The sequence below is a fragment of the Bavariicoccus seileri WCC 4188 genome, assembly GCF_000421665.1.
Classification (GTDB): domain Bacteria; phylum Bacillota; class Bacilli; order Lactobacillales; family Aerococcaceae; genus Bavariicoccus; species Bavariicoccus seileri.
The window spans coordinates 1-18,922 of sequence record NZ_ATXL01000043.1 but is presented as its reverse complement, the minus strand read 5'-3'; the positions used below and the strand labels follow the sequence as shown (position 1 = coordinate 18,922).

Sequence of the window (18,922 nt, the reverse complement as noted above, 5' to 3'; positions counted from 1 at the left end):
AGTATGTTGATTGGGATGTGAGTGGGGCTTTGTACTCTTATTTCTTAAACTATCCCATGTCCCATCATAGTTGTCTCTCCAACGTTTGACTTGCATCCGATTTGTGTGATATTTGCGTGCAGCCTTGGCATTATTATCATGTTTAACCGCATAATCAACGACTTTCTTTCTGTATCGCATTTCTTCTGTTATAATATTCTTCATAGGGGAAGCTTTCCTTTCTGTGGTGTGGTAATTACAGTATAGCAGAAGCTTCCTCTATTTTTTTATTTTCATGTAACACATGTATTGTAACCTTACAAACTAGAAGACCTCTAGCCCTCATCTGACACAATAGTACCACTTATTCCTTTTATAGCATTTGAAACATTATCCAATGATGTGATAATTGCAGTAGCCTCGGGCCTGTGAGTCAGAAATTCAATCACTGCTTCCACCTTTGGTAACATGCTTCCCGGGGCGAACTGTCCTTCATCTTTGTACCGGTTCAGTTCAGCTTTAGATATTCTACCCAAATTTTCTTGATTAGCCGTCCCGTAATTGATACTGACATGATCAACAGCTGTTAGGATGATAAATTGATCTGCTTCAATTTGATAGGCAAGAAGTTCTGAAGCAAAATCTTTATCAATAACTGCCTCCACACCTTGAAGGTGATGATTACTCTCAATAACAGGTATGCCTCCTCCGCCCGCTGCAATAACTACCCGATTACTTGCGACTAGCTCTTTGATACTCTCAATTTCTACAATATCAGTTGGTTTAGGACTGGCAACAACTTTGCGAAACCCTCTATTTGCGTCTGCTTTAAAGGTTCCCTTCCCGGCTAGCTGTGCTGCCTTTGCCGCCTCCTCACTGTGAAAGGGTCCGATTGGTTTTGTAGGATTTGTGAAGGCCTCGTCATCTTTCGATACAACAACTTGGGTAACAACTGAGACAACCTTTTGTGTCAATCCCAAGTCCTTTAGTGTATTATGAAAACTTTGTTGTAACCAATAACCAATACTCCCTTGTGTCATAGCAACAGCAGAATCAAGGGGTAACACCGGATTTTTATCAGATACGGCTGCTTCCATTTGAAGAACTAAATTCCCAACTTGTGGCCCATTACCATGAGTCACGACTACCTGATATCCCTCCTTAATTAGTGCCACCAGAAAATCAACTGTTTTCTTAATAGCTAATTGCTGACCAGTTGCAGTAGGATCCTTATCCAAAATGGCATTGCCCCCTAGTGCGACGACAAGTCTTTTCCCCATATTATTACCCGCCTTTTCGGTTAGATAGTAAGATACGATTGTCTTTATTATGAGTCATTTTTACATTATTTAATTTTACCTTTACTTTTTAAGCCGTTGTAATCTTAATAAGTAACTTCGTTTTAGAGTAATTCAAAATCCTCCAATCACCTAACCTTTAACTTAACAAAGCAGCTAACCATAGTATAGCTAGTGATGCGATAAAGATAACCACAATAATTTTTGCGGTATAGCGCCACCAAGTTGCGATATTAACACCAGATAATGCCATAGCACCCATAACGACTGCAGATGTTGGACTAATTAGATTAACCAAGCCATTTGCAGCTTGATAGGCTGTAATAACAATATGACTTTGAACCCCATTAAACTCTCCTAAAGGAGCCATAATACCCATTGTGGCTCCTGCTAAGCCGGACGTTGAAGGGATTAAAAAGCTCATTGGAATATAAAATATATATGTCAAAATAGCAAACATGCCAGCAGATAACCCCCCTAGACCTGTTTCACCATAATGAAGTATGGTAGCGGTTATCGAGCCACTGTTCATAACAACCTGAATTCCCCTAGCAACAGCTACGATTAAAGCTACTGATAATAATTCTCCACATCCTTTTAAAAAGGCTGAAATAAATCTTGCCTCTCCCATACGGAAAACGACACCAACAACAATAGACATGACCAAGAATAGCATCGTGATTTCTTGGAAATACCACTCTCCTAAAGGCATGGTAGCGGTACCAATTATTTCGCCTAAAATAGGAATACTAGTGAGCCAATTGTTGAAATCAACAAAGAGCATTACTCCAAATTCTTCCCATGGAATTAATGACAAAATCATCATGAAGAATGTTAATCCAAACAAAACTAAAACATGTAGTTGTTTTTTTGTTAATTCTGCAACATTATCTGTCATTTTCATTGGTTTATTCTCATTTTTTTGATGATACAATAGTGATTTTGTCGGGTCTTCTTCAATTTTTGACGCGTAGCGATAAACAAAGAATATCCCAATACTTAACGTCACCACTAAAAATACTAATCGCCATAAAATCCCCTCTCCCGGAGAAATTCCGGCAATTTGGGAAGCAACTCCCGTTGCGAATGGGTTAACGGTTGATGCCAAGCAACCTATTTGCGAACCTAGTAAAACTATTGCCACCCCTACTACCGCATCGAACCCTACGCCAATCATTACTGGTACAATTAGTGGATAGAAAGCCATAGTTTCCTCTGCCATACCATAAGTTGAGCCACCTAAGGCGAACAGGATCATTAAAATAGGGATTAACATTTTTTCTTTACCCTTATAGCGTTTCACTGTAGCGGCTACTCCGGAGTCCAAGGCTCCTGTTTCATTTACTATTCCTAAAAACCCACCTACCATTAAAATAAATAACGAAATCTCTACTGCTCCACTGGTTTCAGCAGTTCCCAACATGCCATGAATTGGGGACATGATAACATCCCAAATTCCTTGGGGTTGAGAAGCAATTTGGTCATAGGTCCCTGCTATTAAATTACCAGCATCATCAACTTGATACTCACCTGCAGGAATAAGCCATGTTAAAATCGCAATAACGATAATTATAAGAAATAAAACTGTGAACGATGACGGCATTGTAAACCGTCTCTTCTTTTGTGTAGCTTCCATTATAGTCACTCCTTTTTTGGCAAAAGAGAAAAGTAGCTAGCTCGCTTAAGATTTTACCTTAATAGGCTACTGTAACTGCTTTAATAGACAATCGGGCTATAGTAAAATGAGTTATGGTAATTTTAGTTCTAACAGTTTATTCTATCAGGTCCTTACCTGAAAAAAGTCCCAATGAGAAATCGTCTGTTGTCTTTCTTCAATGGGACTTTGTCACTATAAATGATTTTTCACGATGATTATTTACAACTTCTTTCTGCCATTACTTATTTCAACTGCTTATCCTTCAGCTTAAGTAAGTTGAACTTATACTTTCGGAATGTATAAATTTCCTAAGGTTGCTGCCATTACAGCTTTAATTGTATGCATACGATTCTCAGCCTGTTCAAATTGTCTGGCATGGCTACTTCTAAAGACCTCGTCTGTCACTTCCATTTCATTAATCCCAAATTCTTCAGCAATTTTCTTACCATAAATCGTTTCGGTATCATGGAAAGCTGGCAAGCAATGAAGAAAAATCACATCATCGTTTTTCGTCTTTTCGATTAATTCCATGTTAACTTGGTAAGGCTTTAACAATTTGACACGCTCTTCAAACTGGTCCTCTTCTCCCATGGATACCCACACATCCGTGTAAATTACGTCTGTTCCTGCGGCCGCAGCATCAATGTCATCGGTTATGACAAGCTTACTTTTTGAAACGTCAGCAAATTTTTGAGCAAGTTTTTGAACTTTTTCAGATGGTTCTAAAGATTTTGGTGTTGCAATAGTCACATTAACTCCTAAAATAGCACCCGTCACTAACAAACTATTGGCAACATTATTTCGTCCATCACCACAATATAATAAGTTTATACCTGCTAATTCTCCAAAGTTTTCTTTGACTGTTAGGAAATCTGCCAGCATTTGAGTGGGGTGCCATTCATCGGTTAAGCCATTCCATACAGGGACACCAGAGTGTTTAGCTAAACCTTCGACCATCTCTTGTGAAAAGCCTCTAAACTCAATACCGTCAAACATACTTCCTAAAACAATTGCCGTATCCTCGACTGATTCTTTCTTACCCAATTGAATATCGTTAGCCCCTAAATATTCTGGATGGGCACCAAGATCAATCGCTGCTACTGTAAAAGCCGCTCTAGTTCGTGTAGATGTTTTTTCAAACAATAGGCAAATATTTTTTCCTTCTAAATAATGGTGTGGGATGCCGTTCTTTTTTAAGCTTTTTAGATGAGCACTCAAGTCTATCAAGTACTCAAGTTCTTCTCTACTATAGTCACTCTCTTTTAGTAAACTACGTCCTTGAAAAATTTGTGTCATTTTTCTTCCTCCCCATCTCTATACTTTTTTATAAAGTTAATACAAACAACATGCTAACCTAAATATTACTAGCACTAGATTAGCTTTTCTCTTTTAAGCGGCATAGACATACACCTTGGACCCCCACGTCCTCTAACAAGCTCGGAACCCGGTATTTCATGCAAGGTGACTCCAGCTTTTCGTAAGGCTTCATTGGTAATTAAATTACGGTCATAAACGATTACCTCACCTGGCGCTACCGCTAAAGTATTTGACCCATCGTTCCATTGTTCACGAGCTGCTGCAGTCAAGTTTCCATCACCACAACGTATCAACTTAATTGTTTCTAGCTCTAAGACGTGCCTTAAGATATCTTCAAGTGAACTTGTCTCTTTTACAATATCGATGGCACCATTGATATTTTTGGTCAATGAATAGACCGTTAAATCTCCTTCAATTTCAGGATGAATTGTAAATGTATCATAGTCTATCATGGTAAATACCGTGTCTAAATGCATGAACTTACGATTTTTGGCTAAGTCAAATGCTAAAACTCTTTCAAAGCCCATATCAGAACTTAATAAATTTTCCGCTAGTTTTTCAATCGATTCAGCTGCAGTTCTTTGACTAATCCCGACAGCTAGGACTTTCGGTGAAAGAACTAGCTCATCCCCTCCTTCAATTCTTGTTTTTTCATCGCGAGTGTAGAGATGCGGAATGTTAGCATCTCTATATTTAGGATGATAGCTAAAAATATACTTGGCATAAATGGTCTCTCTATTCCTTGTAGTAGAATACATATGGTTGAGGGAGATACCATGGCCGATTGTCGCAAAATTATCACGTGTAAAATAAAGATTTGGCATAGGATCAACAGCAAAAAGATAATTTAAATCGACTAAATCGGACAAATTGTTTGGTTTAAAATCATTCAATTCAGCTTTTTGTATACCAGCCATTGTCTTTAGAATAAATGCTTTATTATCTTCAATGCCTAATAAATAATCTCTAACAGCTGCCCTTGTTTGCACGCCACTTATTTTAGCTTCTTGTAAAAATTCATCTAAGAACTGTTCTTTAATAGCTTCTGAGGTTAAGCTTTCTGCTGCTAAATCTTCCAAATAGACAACCATTACACCCAAGTCGGTTAAAACTTTTGCAAAATAATCGTGTTCTTCTTGAGCACGTTTTAAAAAAGGAATATCATCGAATAATAACTCTTCAAGATAATCAGGCACTAAATTTTCTAACTCTTCTCCTGGTCGATGCAGTAAAACTTCTTGCAATTTTCCAATTTCTGAATAAACCTCGATTGGCTTGCTATCAGTCATAACTTTCCTTCCTTTCCTATATAGGCAGTAAAACTATTAGTCGTTTTCTCACAAATAACTTGGTTTATGGTAAAAATAAGTCCAGCTGGAAGTCCTTATCTTTACATGTCACCACTGACACTGTTACTATAGCATATTTGTGTAAGCGCTATCATGTTCGAATTTCCATTTAAAATGATAAATTCATCACATTTTATATTTTGACACATTCTGACTTAAATATGAACCTTAAGCCCACACACCATGTCACGTTTTAGTTGAAAAAAAACACACTTTCTCATCTAATCGTCAGTTTAAAATTAATTCTGACCTGATAAGAAAATGTGTCTTTGTTTATAGTCTTCTGTTTTATGGCTGTTTTTTATTTACATTTTTCACCCTATGTTAAGCTAGTCCAATTTATCTTGGGCATAACGGTGGGTTAATTCCAAATTAGGAAAACCTTGTTGTCGCAAGACTTCATAAATCACAATTGCGGCACAATTCGATAGATTCAAAGCTCTGACATGTTCATCATTCATCGGCAAACGTATACACTTCTCTTCATGTGCTCTCATAAAATCTTCTGGTAAGCCAGTCGTCTCCTTGCCAAACATCAGAAAAACGTCATCAAAATCATTATATGGCACCTCTGTGTAGGTTTGATGAGCAAACTTAGACACTAAAAATAATGGTTTGTCCTTCACTTCAGCCATAAAATCCTCTAATGAGTCATGATAAATAATATCCACATTATCCCAATAATCAAGACCAGCACGTTTTAAGTGTTTGTCATCGGTTTGGAATCCTAGTGGCTTGATCAAATGTAATGTTGTATTTGTTGCTGCACATGTTCGTGCAATATTTCCCGTATTGGCAGGCATTAGTGGTTCATATAAAACAATATGGTTATGTGTCATCGTCTGTTACCAACCTTCTCAGTTTATTAGTGATTGCAATTTGGATACAAAAAAAAGAACCTTCATAACAGCGGCGTTATGTTCAGTTCTTATTAGCATAAATCCTCGGTTCCCGTAACAGCAAGGATTTACGAATATTACAAGCTCTGTGACAGAAAATCACAAGTGCATAGCCCATTCTAGCATGACTTAAATAAAAATCAATACTTAAGACACAAAAATTTAAAAAATAGTTTCTCAAATTATTGCCGTTATTACAGCTTAGGATTAGAATTTCGCCTCATGACTGATAAGTTATAAGTGCTTGTGCCCTACTTGTTTTTGCCCCTACTGAGCTCCTCAACTGAACTTTCCAACTAACACCCGAACGTCTATTGTGATATGTCCTAGAGGGTTCTGTTTAAGGTCGTATAAGGTTTCATCACTAGCCTGCCAACTTAAGGGTGTCATTTTAACAACTTGATCGGCCATCTCGCTTGTTAGATCAACTTGATAATACAGGTGATGATTTTCTATCAGCGTTAATTCTTGCTCAAAATGATCAAGCACTGCACCAGAATGATAGGTCTGGTCATTTACCTCACTATAAAGTCTCTTTCTCAACTCGGTCAAATAGTAGGTTTCTGGGATCACTTTGATATAGAGACCATCCGATTTCAACACGCGCTTTGCTTCATGGTACTGGCTGGGCGATAGGATAGTGATTGCCGTATCAATCTGTTCTTCACTCAGGGGGAGGTTCGTCAAATCGCCAACCATCCAAATAGCCTCTCTTGGATAGGCAATACTAGCGAGTTCTATAGCCGGTTCAGATAAGTCGACTCCGACTGCTAATGATGGTTGTCCTTTCTTTATCAGCTGGTGCAAATGGCTGCCATCGCCACATCCTAGATCAATGATCTTATCCCCAGGAGCAATAGAGGCCGCGATTGTTGTTATGATCGGTTCAAAAAGAGACGTTTGCATCAATTGTTGTCTTTTTTGTAACATTTCTTTTTGGTACTTACTTTCTTTATGTGGTTGTGCAATAGTGATATACCCTTTACGATTATAATTTTGCCGATGACCATTTTGGCATATCCAACTATTCTCATCGCCAGACTTGATTGAAGTCTGACATATCGGACAACGAAAAACGGCAAGATGACTTACTACTTCCCTCGCTAACCATTCTTTCTTTTTAAGTAGCACGAACTCGACCTCCTTTACTTAGAAAACTTCTCTATTAGTTGACAACATTGTTATAATCAAATGTGTAACAAACGAATGTCGCTACACATCCTTTACTCAAAAATCTATCAGAAAAGGAGCCAAAATTATGACAAAGCCTATCCCCGTTACAATTATTACCGGTTTTCTAGGATCCGGTAAAACAACATTGATCAATCACATTCTAAACGCTCATAATGACAATAAGGTAGCTGTTATTATCAACGAATTTGGTGATATTAGTGTCGACCATCGTTTAGTACTCTCTACCGATGAAGACATTTACCAAATGGCTAATGGCTGTTTATGTTGTACTCTAAGAACAGACATAGCCGATATGCTCCGTTCCATATTAGAAGCAATAGAAAACGAAGGCGTCCCAATCGAACAAATCATCATCGAAACGACAGGACTTGCTGATCCAGCTCCACTAGTCCAAACCTTCTTTAATCTACCATTTTTAAAAGAACACTTCACTATCAATAGTATTATAACCTTAGTAGATTGTGTCTATGGAGAAACCACCATTAAAGAACAAGATGAACCTGTCAAACAAATTTCTTTTGCAGACAGAATCTATCTCACCAAAGCGGACTTAGTCACTCGCGACGATTATGAAAAACTAGCGGCACATATCCATCACATAAATCCGTTTGCACCCGTTTCACCATTGGACTTAGAAACTATTACAATGTCTGATATCTTAGACCAGTCAGAATTTATGATGACTGAAAGCCAACTAAAATCGATGACTGAAGCCCAAAAAGAAGCTGATGCAGAGGAACACGATCATGACCACGACCATGATCATGACCACGAGCACGATCATGAGCATGACCACGACCACGAACATCATCACCATCATCATGGCCATGATCACCACCACGGTATCACAACTTGTTCTATCGAGGTCAAAGAGCCTCTAGAGCTCACGATTATCCAAGGTTGGTTAAACGAATTGATCAGCTACTATGGTCCACAACTCTACCGTTATAAAGGAATCCTATCTATAAAGGATGTCCCTAATCAAATCATCATCCAAGGGGTTCAAATGAGTTGTGAAGTATCACAAGGCAGAGAATGGAAAAATGATGCTGATCGTTCCTCTACTCTTGTTTTCATTGGCAAAAACTTACCTACAACAGAAATAGAAGAGAGCTTCAAAACCTGTATCGCTGATTACATTGATGATAATCCATACCACAAAATGTTTATTTAATCCTGCTAATAGACTATTATACAGGAATGTCTACTCTACAAATAATAATTACTTTCAGATATGATCAGATATAAGGTGAAACCCAGAGGACGAAAAAAAATCGTCCTCTGGGTTTTTCATTTGGTGATTATTAACCGACAGATATGATACAAAGATACGTACAAAGATACAATACAAAAATACAATACATAGATACGATACAAAGAAATGATATAAATCACGTGTTATTAGCCAAAATAAATGGTTTGTGTCTCCGGATCCAATTTCGTGATATGCGCTTGGCAATAGACATCATACCCTTTTTCAGATAAAATTTGGAACCCTGGTTGATAGTCTTTAGCAATACAAATTCCAATGGCTACTAACTCAGCATCTACTTTACGTAAAAGAGCCTCAACATTCATGACGACACTCCCCTGTGCTAAAAAGTCATCGATTAAAATAACCTTTTTCCCTTGTATCAAGTCAGACTTGGTCGTCAAATAATAATGATTTCCCTTGGTAAATGAATAGGATGGTTGTTGCACAAAAACAGCATCATCACGTTCTCTTTCATCTTTTTTCAAGATAACTAACGGCTTATCTAGTGCTAAACTAGCAAATACTGCAGGGGCGATCCCGGAACTTTCAACAGTCACAATCGTATCAAAATCATAGTCATTATAATGTGCTGCAAAATCATCTCCGATAGCTTTCATCAAGTGAGGGTCTACCTGCTGATTTAAGAAGGCACTCACATCCGAAATTTCAGTCGTCCGTGGGATACCTAATAATTTGATTTTTTCTTCCAACTCTTTCACAAGATCACTCTTTCTATGGTAGTTAATGTGTCAGTCAATACAATATATATTAATCTATATTAATCTATATTAATCTATATTGATCTATATTGATCTATATTGATCTATATTGATCTATCTTAATCTGTCTTGTTTATGATTTAAATTGATAGGAAAACCCAGCCCCATCAGCAAGAGCGGTCGCTTTATAAAGCCATGACCCTTTGTCTTGACCAAAATCATTGGTACAAATAATCAATTCTTTGCTGTTTGGAGCAATAGCTGGGTGTGTTGTTCTTAATAAATGCCCTGTTTCTCTTCCTTTGATCAACTTTTGCTCTTTTACATTCCCCAAGGCATCAAATACGAGTACTCTTCCTTGCTCATATAGAGCAACGTACAGGTTTCCCTCATCATCAACACAACACGAGTCTGGTCCTTCCAGTCCTGAAAAGTGATAAGGTACGGTCGTTCCAAATGGTGGGACACTAGTACGATCGACTAATTGGCAGTAAATCAAACGATTATGACTCATTTCAGTAATCCAAAGTGCTTGCTCATCTTTGGTCAACGCAAGTCCGTTTGGTACGGCTAGATGAGAGAGAACTGGTGAAATCGTCGAAAAATCGGCTGAAACATGGTAGACACCACCTATTAAATTCCCTACACCTCCGACAAAGTTTGTAAAGTAAAAACTCCCATCAGAGGCAAACACCATATCATCGACGACAAACCCTTTTGAAGGGGCTATAATTGTTTCTACGGTCAATTCATCCGGATCTAATGCTATAACACTACCACTATCCACAAAGTTTCCTAAACAGCAGATAAACAATCTCCCGTCCTTATGGATTTTTAGTGCGGCTGGATTCTCCCCCTGAGCTAATTGGTAAAGACACTCTACCTTTTGGGATCCCTTAGCAACTTTAAAGATTCTTCCTTCAAAAACCTCCAAAAAATAAAGATTTCCAGAACGATCAAAGCACAGTCCCTCCAATTGCATGGCTTCATCACTGACTTTGAGCCATGGTTCTGCAATCTCAAATGGAATCATTTGCTCATTGGCTGGAATAGTTGTCAGTTCCGCTACGATTCCACTATCTTGTCCATTGGATACAGTCATTGTTCACTCTCCTCCATTAAAAGTCCTTAACATTTACACGAGATAAATTTGACTTCAATTGTTGCCCAATAATTAAAGGAACGTATTCAACACGATAATCACTAAATTCCAAACCAAACCATCTATCAGGTGAGACGGCAATCTTTTTGATTGCTAATTTAGCTTGCATAATCATCCGGTCGAATTTCTTCAAGTGCGTCAAGCGAGATAGCTCTTCTTTGATCAAAATAAAGCAAAAGTCTCCGACAATTCGTCCCGGTGTAATGGTATAGGTTTGTGGTTGCGGCTTAATCGTCCCTTCTCTCATCAAATCTTGGACGATTTGTCTGAGATAGACATTGACGGATTGACTGACTCTAAACCCTAAGCGCAATTGGATATTGACAATACAGTCCGTTCCCATCGTATCTACATAATACTCTTCTGTATAGGGATCATCTGTCACAGCTACATTCACAAACCAGTAGACCTTGGCTCGTTTTGGTCGTTTATCCAGAATGGAATACAGGATTTCTCGTCCAATGCGATGATTTTTTAAATTCCCAGTTAAGAAAACAAGATTCGTTTGATACATTGGAATGGTCTTGTCTTCACTTAACGATTTCAACTGATTCTTATAGTCATATAACGACACCTTATCTGCATAACGCTCTTCAATCAGATTTCCGCGTTCCCAGATCAACATGACAGCAAGTATCATGAGAGCAATCAATGCCGCTACATAGCCACCGTGCAAGAACTTCACAATGCTTGATACAAAGAATATAATTTCAATTCCAGCAAAGAATGCCATAGACGCTCCCGCAATAAGCGGCGGAACTTTTTTTTGCAATAAATAATAATACAAGAGGAAGGTCGTCATCAACATTGTCACGGTGATGGCTAAACCATACGCTGCTTCCATATGTGCAGATGTCCTAAAATAAAAGACAACGCCGATACAAAGAAGGAACAATAGATTGTTGACCGTCGGAATATATAATTGCCCCTTCTGAGTGGAAGGATAGACGATTTTCAACTTTGGCAACAGCCTTAATCGGATGGCTTCAGCCACTAAAGTATATGATCCTGTTATTAAGGATTGAGAGGCAATAATCGCAGCCACAGTAGCAAAGATAACACTAAAAAATTCTAACCCTGCTGGCATCATCCTAAAAAATGGATTTAGATCATCTGCTTGGATATAAGTCATATCATTTTTAACTTTCAATAACCATGCTGCCTGACCAAAATAGTTCAACACGAGGCAAATCTTGACATAAGGCCAGCTAACTCTGATATTTCTCTTACCTACATGACCGAGATCAGAATAAAGTGCCTCAGCACCAGTGGTGGCCAAGAAGACACTCCCTAAAATGAAGATTCCGACTTTATTTTCAGGGCTGAAAAGCAGTCTAATCGCATAGTAAGGGTTTATGGCAGCAATCAAACTCAAATCTTGTGCAAAATTATAAAGTCCTGTCAATCCAAGAAAGGTAAACCAGCAAAACATGATTGGCCCAAATGCTCGTCCCACTGTCTCAGTTCCAAAGCGTTGAATCTGGAACAAACAAAATATGATGCCGATAGTAATCCATACGATAATCGATTGATTATCACCGATCGCATCATAGACAACCGGAATGCCTCTTAATCCTTCAATAGCAGTCGTCACGGTCACAGCAGGCGTTAATACGCCATCAGCTAATAACGTCGCCCCGCCGATCATAGCAGGAATAATGAGAAATCGCGCTTTTTTCCTGACCAGTGTATACAAAGCAAATATACCACCTTCACCTTGGTTATCTGCGTTCAAAGCAATCATGACATACTTGACCGTAGTCAACAAGGTCAACGTCCAAAAAACTAAAGACACCGCTCCGTAGACAAAGTCTTTCGACAAGCTGGCTAAGCCGCCATTGCCTTCTATAATAGCTTTCATCACATATAACGGGCTAGTCCCGATGTCTCCATAGACCACACCCATTGTGACGAGAAGGCCACCTATAGTCAGTACTTTTTTAGTTGAATGTGACGACTGATTCGTTTCCATTTGTGCTTCAATACACTCCGTTTCCCATGTAAAAAGATTGATAAATATATTAGTTTATAGACTAATATACCACTACTCTAATAGCTTTTATAGTCGAAATGTTTACAATTATTGTCCTTCTAATGTCTGTTTAAAAAGCTTGACTCAGCTCTATCCTTTTTAAGATTTTGAAGGACGATGCTCTAACAGGATCTTTTGACCCCACTTCAAAAAATAGTGATTTGTCCGATTATTTCTGGCTTGTGCCATCACAAATCGACGACTCTTCGTGTTTTCTTCTCCACAGACATCTATACCCAACACAGAACGACTGGCGACGTTGCGCTCAATCAATTGGACTAATCGTTTTGGGGACAACACTCCTTGATCCCAGTTAGTAACGACATACTCCTCAGATAAGACATCCTTATCAATACTGATATAAACCGGCAGAGGCTTTACCTTCTCTTCTACCTTTGCGATATAATCCTCGTCCTCAAGTTTTGAAGTCGGAATATACAAGAGTTTACTGGAATCAAGGTCTTTTAAATAGGCAAGTTGTTCGTCGCCAATACCGATGAATAACACCTGCATCAAATCGGGGAGCGTTTTTAAAGCGTTTCTCACCCAAGACCCACAAGAGATCAAGCCCTCATATGGCAAAACCATACTATCAACATGATGATCACACAACACTAGCACAAATGGCTCGTTTAAGCGTTCAAGGAGCAATTTAGTGACATAATGGTAGTTTCCGCTCCCAATAAATGTGAGATGTGATCCTTTATCAGGTGTAACATTTTCCTTCAGGTGCTTTCTAATTTGATCCAAACTATGGTGAGTCGCATAGCAATAGGTTTCTTTCAATTGTCTTAAGTCAGTTCAGTTATACTCATCATTTTGATAGAAAGACTGACTCTCATAGACTGTATTCAATGCTAATAGCTCTATCATCATCCAAACCACCTTTCATCTATTCTGCTCGATTTTCTACTTATTCGGGTAGTTCGTTCAACTTGTTCTGATAAATTATGTTATGAGAGGCCCATATGATCTATAGGACCGTATAATTCTATTGTTAGCCTACTGCTATATTACTTGATATCTAATTGCTTTTCTACCAAAAAAAGAATGTGACAACAGCATGTCACATTCTTATAGCTTGTTTATTCCTTTAAGCGATATCAGAATTGATATTCACTAGAATTTTCGATTGAGATTTATCAGCAACCAAGGTTTTGAAACCATCTTCTACTATATTATCAAGTTTGATTTCCTTTGTAATAATCGGATCAACATTTAGTTGACCATTACTGATTGCTTCTATTGTTTGGGCAAATGTCGTACGTGTATATGCAATCGTAGAGGTGATCTTGACTCCTGCATCGGTCAATTGCAATGGATTCCAAGTGATTGGTCTTGCGAAGATTGAAACAACGACCATAAACCCTCTAGGACGAACAGCTGCTATTGCTTGTTCAAATGTGATTGATACCCCAGCCACTTCAAATGAAACATCTACACCGCCATTAGTTATTTCTTTGATTTTAGCAACAGCATGTACTTCTTTTGAATTAATAGTAGTTGTAGCACCTAGTTCTTTTGCTTTCTCCAACCGTTGTTCAGATAGGTCACAAACGATTATTTCTGTTGCACCAGCAGCTTTGGCAGCAGCAGCTACTAAAGCACCAATAGGGCCGGCACCAAAAATAGCAACATTATCGCCAAACTTTACGCCACCCTCTTTGACAGCCTGTACAGCAACTGCAGTAGGTTCAACTAAAGCCCCATGTTTTGTATCCATACCTTCTGGTAACTTATAAGCAGCTGACTCTTTAACGGTACAGAATTCAGCTAAGCCACCATTTTGAGCTAGACCGATAAAATTGTTGCCAAAATATAAGTCTATATCTTCTGGATGACTTTCATGAGCTATAGGAGGATAAACAGCAACGCGATCACCAATCTTCAACTGTTTCACATCAGGTCCCACTTCAACGACCTCTCCAGCAAATTCATGACCCATAGTGATAGGAGCCTTTTGCCCCGTAAACTCATTCGGTTCATTTTCTGGAACGAAGACAGGTCCTTCATCATACTCGTGTAAATCACTACCACAAATACCTGTATATCCTACTTTGATTTTTACAAAATCCTTAGTTGCTTCTACTTCTTTGAGATCTTCGACACGTACATCATGACGTGCATACCATCTTGCTGCTTTCATTTCCATTTTCCCCCAATATTTTTCCATTACTTTCATACTATAACTATCGCCATCAGTCGGTGTATAGATCAACGACTGATCCCCTAAACATCCTACTAAAGCACTTACTTTTCAAATAGCTAGAGAAGAAGTACTGGTAGTTCTAGTATGACTTTTAGCGACTACTCAGATTGGTTAGTTCAAAGTAAATCGCTGATGTAACACACTATCAGTTAAAGTGTTGACTTTTTTGGTGGTGCTCATTCTTGGGAGTGGTTAATAAGCACCAGACCACTGCAACTCATACGCTTACATTTGAATATATTATTACTTTGGAGCTTTATTGTCACGTAAAAACATTTTAAAAATGAAATAATACACTATAGATGATAGTCTATTGCTCTCTATCCCTCAATGATGTGTTTTAGCGTGATAAACTGCTCCTATTAAACCTGCATCATTTCTGAGCTGTGCCAGCAAAACTGGTGGTAGTTGGATTGGCCTGACACTATCATGCTGCTGATGGAGTTGTTTTATTTTTGCTTGTAAACCCTTATAAAAATCCTCATTATTACTGATACCACCGCCAATAATCACTGCTTCTGGATCAAAAGCAACAATCAAATTAAAAATCTCTTTTGCTAGAATATAGAAATAATGATCCAACACTCTAGTTGCTATAGCATCTCCACCTGCTGCTTGCCTAAAAATCAGGCGAGGATTATCCACGACAACAGGACTCTTAATCTCGTCATTTTGGTGTGACAGTGCTTCATTATAGACACGCAAGAGACCTATGACCGTTGCACCCTGAAAGTTTAGTGTTCCAAATTCTAAATTTTCTTCATTAGGTTCAGCTATCAGCCAGCCAAATTCACCGGCACGTGAATGTGCGCCATTGTAAATATCTCCATTTATGATGATTCCGCCACCGACTCCCGTCCCGAGTACTAGGCCAAAATACGTCTGATAAGCCTTAGCTGCCCCAATCCAATGTTCGGCTAAAGCTGCGGCATTCGCATCATTTATCACAGTAATGGGTAAAGCAACATCTTTTTGTAAGGCTTTGATCAAATTGATGCCGTATAAGTTTTTTAAAGCTCCAGCAGTTGTTAAGAAGCCATCGCCTTCAATGACGCCCGGCATACTGATCCCACACGCTTCTATCTCGTCTTGACTCCTATACTGAGTTACAATATCAACAATTGTGTTTAAAAACTGATTTTTTTCTAATGGTGTTTTCAACTTATTTTTTGACAGAATCTCACCTTCATCAGTTAGAAGACCATGTTTGATTGTTGTCCCTCCGACATCAATCCCGATATACTTTTTCACACTATCACTATCCTTTTTTAGTTATAAATTACATCTGCACCTAATCGCATAGTATCGCTTTTGATATAGCCAAGACAAGTCATAGGTCACTTTATAGATAGAAACACCCAAATGTAACCTATAATGTGATATATTCTCCCTTCAACGGTCGACATCTATGACTTAAAACGTTAGAATAATAAGTATCAAATTTGAATAAATGGGGGAAATGTCATGACAAAACCGAAAATAACACTGACAATTGCAGGAAATGATGCAAGCGGTGGCGCAGGTATTGCAGCCGACTTAAAAACATTCGCAGAATATGGTACCTTTGGAATCGCGGCTCTAACGGTTATTGCTACAATGGATCCCAATAATAACTGGAGCCACGGCATTACTCCGATCAATCCAAAAGTAGTGAAAGATCAACTCGTTACAGCAACTGCAGGGCCTGGCATTGATGCTTTCAAAACGGGTATGCTGCCAAACGTTGATATTATTACTGTTATTGCTAATCATATCAAAGAACACCAAATGACTAACTTCGTTGCTGATCCCGTGATGGTCTGTAAAGGCGAGGACGAGGTGTTGAATCCTGAGAACGCCGAAGCCTTAAAAGATGTATTGGTTCCCTTAGCAACAGTTGCTACACCAAATTTATTCGAAGCCGCTCAACTGGCTGGACTTAAAACACTAACGTCTGTTGAAGATATGAAAGAAGCTGCTAGAATTATTCATGACAATGGTGCTAAAACAGTCGTTATTAAAGGTGGTAAAGCCCTGCCTGGTACTAAAGCCATTGACCTATTCTTTGATGGTAAAGAGTTCACTTTATTTGAAACTGACAAAATAGATGCTCCTAGCAACCATGGCGCTGGCTGTACATTTGCAGCAGCAATCACAGCTGGATTAGCATATGGCCTTACGCCAAAAGAAGCAGTCGCTAAGGCAAAAGAATTTGTGACCGCAGCCATCAAAACTGGTTTTCCATTCAACCAGTTTATCTCACCAGTCTTCCACAGTGGTTACCGCCTATCACATCACAAAGCAATCATAGAATAAAAAGCATTTATTCACATTTCATGGCACATTTTTGGTGAATTAGCTTTCTATGCTACTTGGCTCTTTACAGTATTTTGCTCTCTAGAGTGTTTACTCTATTGTTTTTTTCTAAATAGAGTGTTTAGATCTCTACAGGGTTTAACGCTCTAAAGTATTAACCCTCTAAAGTACTTAACCCTCAAAAGTATTTAACTCTCTACAGGGTTAATTTTTTCTTGATTTAGTCTTCTACAGTTCTTCCTTTTTAAGTGGTTAAAGTGTATTAGCTTAACCAATCTATACCGTAGCCTGCAAAAATCTGCAAAGAAATATTACACATAATTTCTAATATTCATGAATACAAAAAAGTCGGGGTTTAAATTTTTTAAACCTCGACTTCTTTATTCTTTATTTAAATTTTCATTGATAAACTCAACTAAAGAAACGCTTAATCTCGATTGCAGCAGTATCAAGACTATCTGAAGCGTGGACAAGATTTCGGGTAGTATCCGTCGCAAATTGCCCTCGAATAGAACCACTATCTGCTTTTAAAGGATTAGTAGCTCCAACAATCTTTCGCACGCGACTAACAGCATCTTCACCTTCCAGAATCATGAGTATAACAGGAGATTCGGTCATAAAAGCACATAATTTTGGAAAGAATGGTTGATCTTTCAAATGTTCATAGTGCTCTTTGACAACCTCAGAAGATAAAAGAGTCTTTTTCAAAGCAACTATCGTTAAATCAGCATCCTCAAAACATTGAATAATTCTACCCACTAACCGCCTTCTTACCCCATCTGGCTTAATAATGACACACGTTTGTTCAGTCATAACCTACACTCCCTCTGCATTGATTGTAATATCCCTAGTCATTTTTCTTTGTATATTATCTTTATACATTTTTTTGTGTATTCTCTTTGTATATTTTTTTATCTTTTTTCTATGATTCTTTGATTCTTTTTAATCATTTTTATTGTTATTTTTTCGCTCTTTACTGAAAAATATTAACCAAGTTATCCATTTCTAACTCTGTATCTTTCAATACGTCTTTTGTATACCTCTTTTGTATACCTCTTTCTACCTGACCATTTATATAACACGCCACATAACTGACTATACAACATTACATAGAACTTTATACCATTATAACTATTTTAATACCAATATAGCCAGTCTTTCCTATTATGACCTGTACCAAATGCCTCGAAAACTTATACGAAATAAAAACGATAGACTTCCTACTAGCAATTTTATATCAGACAAAAAAAGGGCTCTATAATATTTGGTGTTGTTGCTTGAAAAAGTAGCGACACTAATTTTTTTATGCAAAAAGACATTTGGTTGTCCTATAATTAAATCGCTAAACCAAATCATAGGAGGCTAACCAAATGTCCAGTACTAATATTAACAAAACTAAAGATGAAAACATAGATAACATGTTAAAAAAAATCCTTAATATCAAAGATTCTAACATCTCTTTTTCTAAAAATGCAGTCTCAAAAGAAAGAATTAAAGGCCGAATGGCCACTGTCTACACCGGAACCCTGACTTATGAATCGACCTGTTGTGAATTTT

Annotated in this window: 16 protein-coding genes and 1 pseudogene; 3 read left to right on the top strand and 14 right to left on the bottom strand. The window is 38.0% G+C overall.

Translation table 11 applies throughout. The features are described from left to right. The 7 genes from H541_RS12180 to H541_RS0108750 all read right to left on the bottom strand — a co-directional run. Positions 1-204: helix-turn-helix domain-containing protein (locus H541_RS12180; RefSeq protein WP_022796948.1), on the bottom strand; the 204-nt coding region annotated here is incomplete at its 3' end. A gap of 110 nt (positions 205-314) precedes the next feature. Next, positions 315-1,259 carry a carbamate kinase gene (gene arcC / locus H541_RS0108775; protein WP_022796947.1) on the bottom strand — a complete coding sequence of 315 codons (945 nt, stop codon included), beginning with the start codon at positions 1,257-1,259 and terminating at the stop codon, positions 315-317. 157 nt (positions 1,260-1,416) lie between these two features. Continuing rightward, the gene (locus tag H541_RS0108770; RefSeq protein WP_022796946.1) at positions 1,417-2,913 is read right to left on the bottom strand and encodes a YfcC family protein; all 1,497 of its coding nucleotides are present in this window, start codon (positions 2,911-2,913) and stop codon (positions 1,417-1,419) included. A 303-nt stretch (positions 2,914-3,216) separates the two neighbouring features. Further along, the gene (argF, locus tag H541_RS0108765) at positions 3,217-4,230 is read right to left on the bottom strand and encodes an ornithine carbamoyltransferase (RefSeq protein ID WP_022796945.1); all 1,014 of its coding nucleotides are present in this window, start codon (positions 4,228-4,230) and stop codon (positions 3,217-3,219) included. Positions 4,231-4,304: 74 nt separating this feature from the next. After that, a complete protein-coding gene (gene arcA, locus H541_RS0108760) occupies positions 4,305-5,540 on the bottom strand; it encodes an arginine deiminase (protein ID WP_022796944.1) in 1,236 nt (411 codons plus the stop codon). 389 nt (positions 5,541-5,929) lie between these two features. Next, a complete protein-coding gene (trmL, locus tag H541_RS0108755) occupies positions 5,930-6,439 on the bottom strand; it encodes a tRNA (uridine(34)/cytosine(34)/5-carboxymethylaminomethyluridine(34)-2'-O)-methyltransferase TrmL (protein ID WP_022796943.1) in 510 nt (169 codons plus the stop codon). Between the two features lie 339 nt (positions 6,440-6,778). Beyond that, the gene (locus tag H541_RS0108750; RefSeq protein WP_022796942.1) at positions 6,779-7,630 is read right to left on the bottom strand and encodes a methyltransferase domain-containing protein; all 852 of its coding nucleotides are present in this window, start codon (positions 7,628-7,630) and stop codon (positions 6,779-6,781) included. Positions 7,631-7,757: 127 nt separating this feature from the next. Between H541_RS0108750 and H541_RS12175 the strand changes: the two genes are divergently transcribed. Then, positions 7,758-8,867 (top strand): CobW family GTP-binding protein, encoded by a 1,110-nt coding sequence (locus tag H541_RS12175; protein WP_022796941.1) that lies wholly within the window; start codon positions 7,758-7,760, stop codon positions 8,865-8,867. Between the two features lie 227 nt (positions 8,868-9,094). On the opposite strand, the gene H541_RS0108740 is transcribed toward H541_RS12175, so the two are convergent. From H541_RS0108740 to H541_RS0108715, 6 genes are all read right to left on the bottom strand, one after another. Further along, the gene (locus tag H541_RS0108740) at positions 9,095-9,667 is read right to left on the bottom strand and encodes a phosphoribosyltransferase family protein (RefSeq protein ID WP_022796940.1); all 573 of its coding nucleotides are present in this window, start codon (positions 9,665-9,667) and stop codon (positions 9,095-9,097) included. A 133-nt stretch (positions 9,668-9,800) separates the two neighbouring features. Then, positions 9,801-10,769: an SMP-30/gluconolactonase/LRE family protein gene (locus H541_RS0108735; RefSeq protein ID WP_022796939.1), complete on the bottom strand. Its 969-nt coding sequence runs from the start codon at positions 10,767-10,769 to the stop codon at positions 9,801-9,803. 16 nt (positions 10,770-10,785) lie between these two features. After that, positions 10,786-12,801 carry a KUP/HAK/KT family potassium transporter gene (locus H541_RS0108730; protein WP_022796938.1) on the bottom strand — a complete coding sequence of 672 codons (2,016 nt, stop codon included), beginning with the start codon at positions 12,799-12,801 and terminating at the stop codon, positions 10,786-10,788. Positions 12,802-12,960: 159 nt separating this feature from the next. Continuing rightward, positions 12,961-13,647 (bottom strand): arginase family protein, encoded by a 687-nt coding sequence (locus H541_RS12170; RefSeq protein ID WP_022796937.1) that lies wholly within the window; start codon positions 13,645-13,647, stop codon positions 12,961-12,963. Between the two features lie 307 nt (positions 13,648-13,954). Further along, positions 13,955-15,007: a 2,3-butanediol dehydrogenase gene (locus tag H541_RS0108720; protein WP_026501743.1), complete on the bottom strand. Its 1,053-nt coding sequence runs from the start codon at positions 15,005-15,007 to the stop codon at positions 13,955-13,957. A 390-nt stretch (positions 15,008-15,397) separates the two neighbouring features. Beyond that, positions 15,398-16,321, bottom strand: coding sequence for an ROK family protein (locus H541_RS0108715; protein WP_022796935.1), 924 nt, complete (start codon positions 16,319-16,321; stop codon positions 15,398-15,400). Between the two features lie 213 nt (positions 16,322-16,534). Between H541_RS0108715 and thiD the strand changes: the two genes are divergently transcribed. After that, positions 16,535-17,365 (top strand): bifunctional hydroxymethylpyrimidine kinase/phosphomethylpyrimidine kinase, encoded by an 831-nt coding sequence (gene thiD / locus H541_RS0108710; protein WP_022796934.1) that lies wholly within the window; start codon positions 16,535-16,537, stop codon positions 17,363-17,365. A 411-nt stretch (positions 17,366-17,776) separates the two neighbouring features. Here the strand turns inward: thiD and ndk are convergent, their stop codons facing one another. Then, complete coding sequence (gene ndk, locus H541_RS0108705; protein ID WP_022796933.1) at positions 17,777-18,178, bottom strand: nucleoside-diphosphate kinase; 402 nt, start codon at positions 18,176-18,178, stop codon at positions 17,777-17,779. Between the two features lie 557 nt (positions 18,179-18,735). On the opposite strand from ndk, the pseudogene H541_RS12165 reads away from it, so the two are divergent. Next, positions 18,736-18,922 (top strand): annotated as a pseudogene (locus tag H541_RS12165) (ISL3 family transposase); the annotation flags it as partial.

Excerpts from the sequence above, each read along its gene's own strand:
- arcC (WP_022796947.1), bottom strand. The coding sequence starts at position 1,259 with ATGGGGAAAAGACTTGTCGTCGCACTAGGGGGCAATGCCATTTTGGAT.
- H541_RS0108770 (WP_022796946.1), bottom strand. The coding sequence starts at position 2,913 with ATGGAAGCTACACAAAAGAAGAGACGGTTTACAATGCCGTCATCGTTC.
- argF (WP_022796945.1), bottom strand. The coding sequence starts at position 4,230 with ATGACACAAATTTTTCAAGGACGTAGTTTACTAAAAGAGAGTGACTAT.
- arcA (WP_022796944.1), bottom strand. The coding sequence starts at position 5,540 with ATGACTGATAGCAAGCCAATCGAGGTTTATTCAGAAATTGGAAAATTG.
- trmL (WP_022796943.1), bottom strand. The coding sequence starts at position 6,439 with ATGACACATAACCATATTGTTTTATATGAACCACTAATGCCTGCCAAT.
- H541_RS12175 (WP_022796941.1), top strand. The coding sequence starts at position 7,758 with ATGACAAAGCCTATCCCCGTTACAATTATTACCGGTTTTCTAGGATCC.
- H541_RS0108735 (WP_022796939.1), bottom strand. The coding sequence starts at position 10,769 with ATGACTGTATCCAATGGACAAGATAGTGGAATCGTAGCGGAACTGACA.
- H541_RS0108730 (WP_022796938.1), bottom strand. The coding sequence starts at position 12,801 with ATGGAAACGAATCAGTCGTCACATTCAACTAAAAAAGTACTGACTATA.
- H541_RS0108720 (WP_026501743.1), bottom strand. The coding sequence starts at position 15,007 with ATGAAAGCAGCAAGATGGTATGCACGTCATGATGTACGTGTCGAAGAT.
- thiD (WP_022796934.1), top strand. The coding sequence starts at position 16,535 with ATGACAAAACCGAAAATAACACTGACAATTGCAGGAAATGATGCAAGC.
- ndk (WP_022796933.1), bottom strand. The coding sequence starts at position 18,178 with ATGACTGAACAAACGTGTGTCATTATTAAGCCAGATGGGGTAAGAAGG.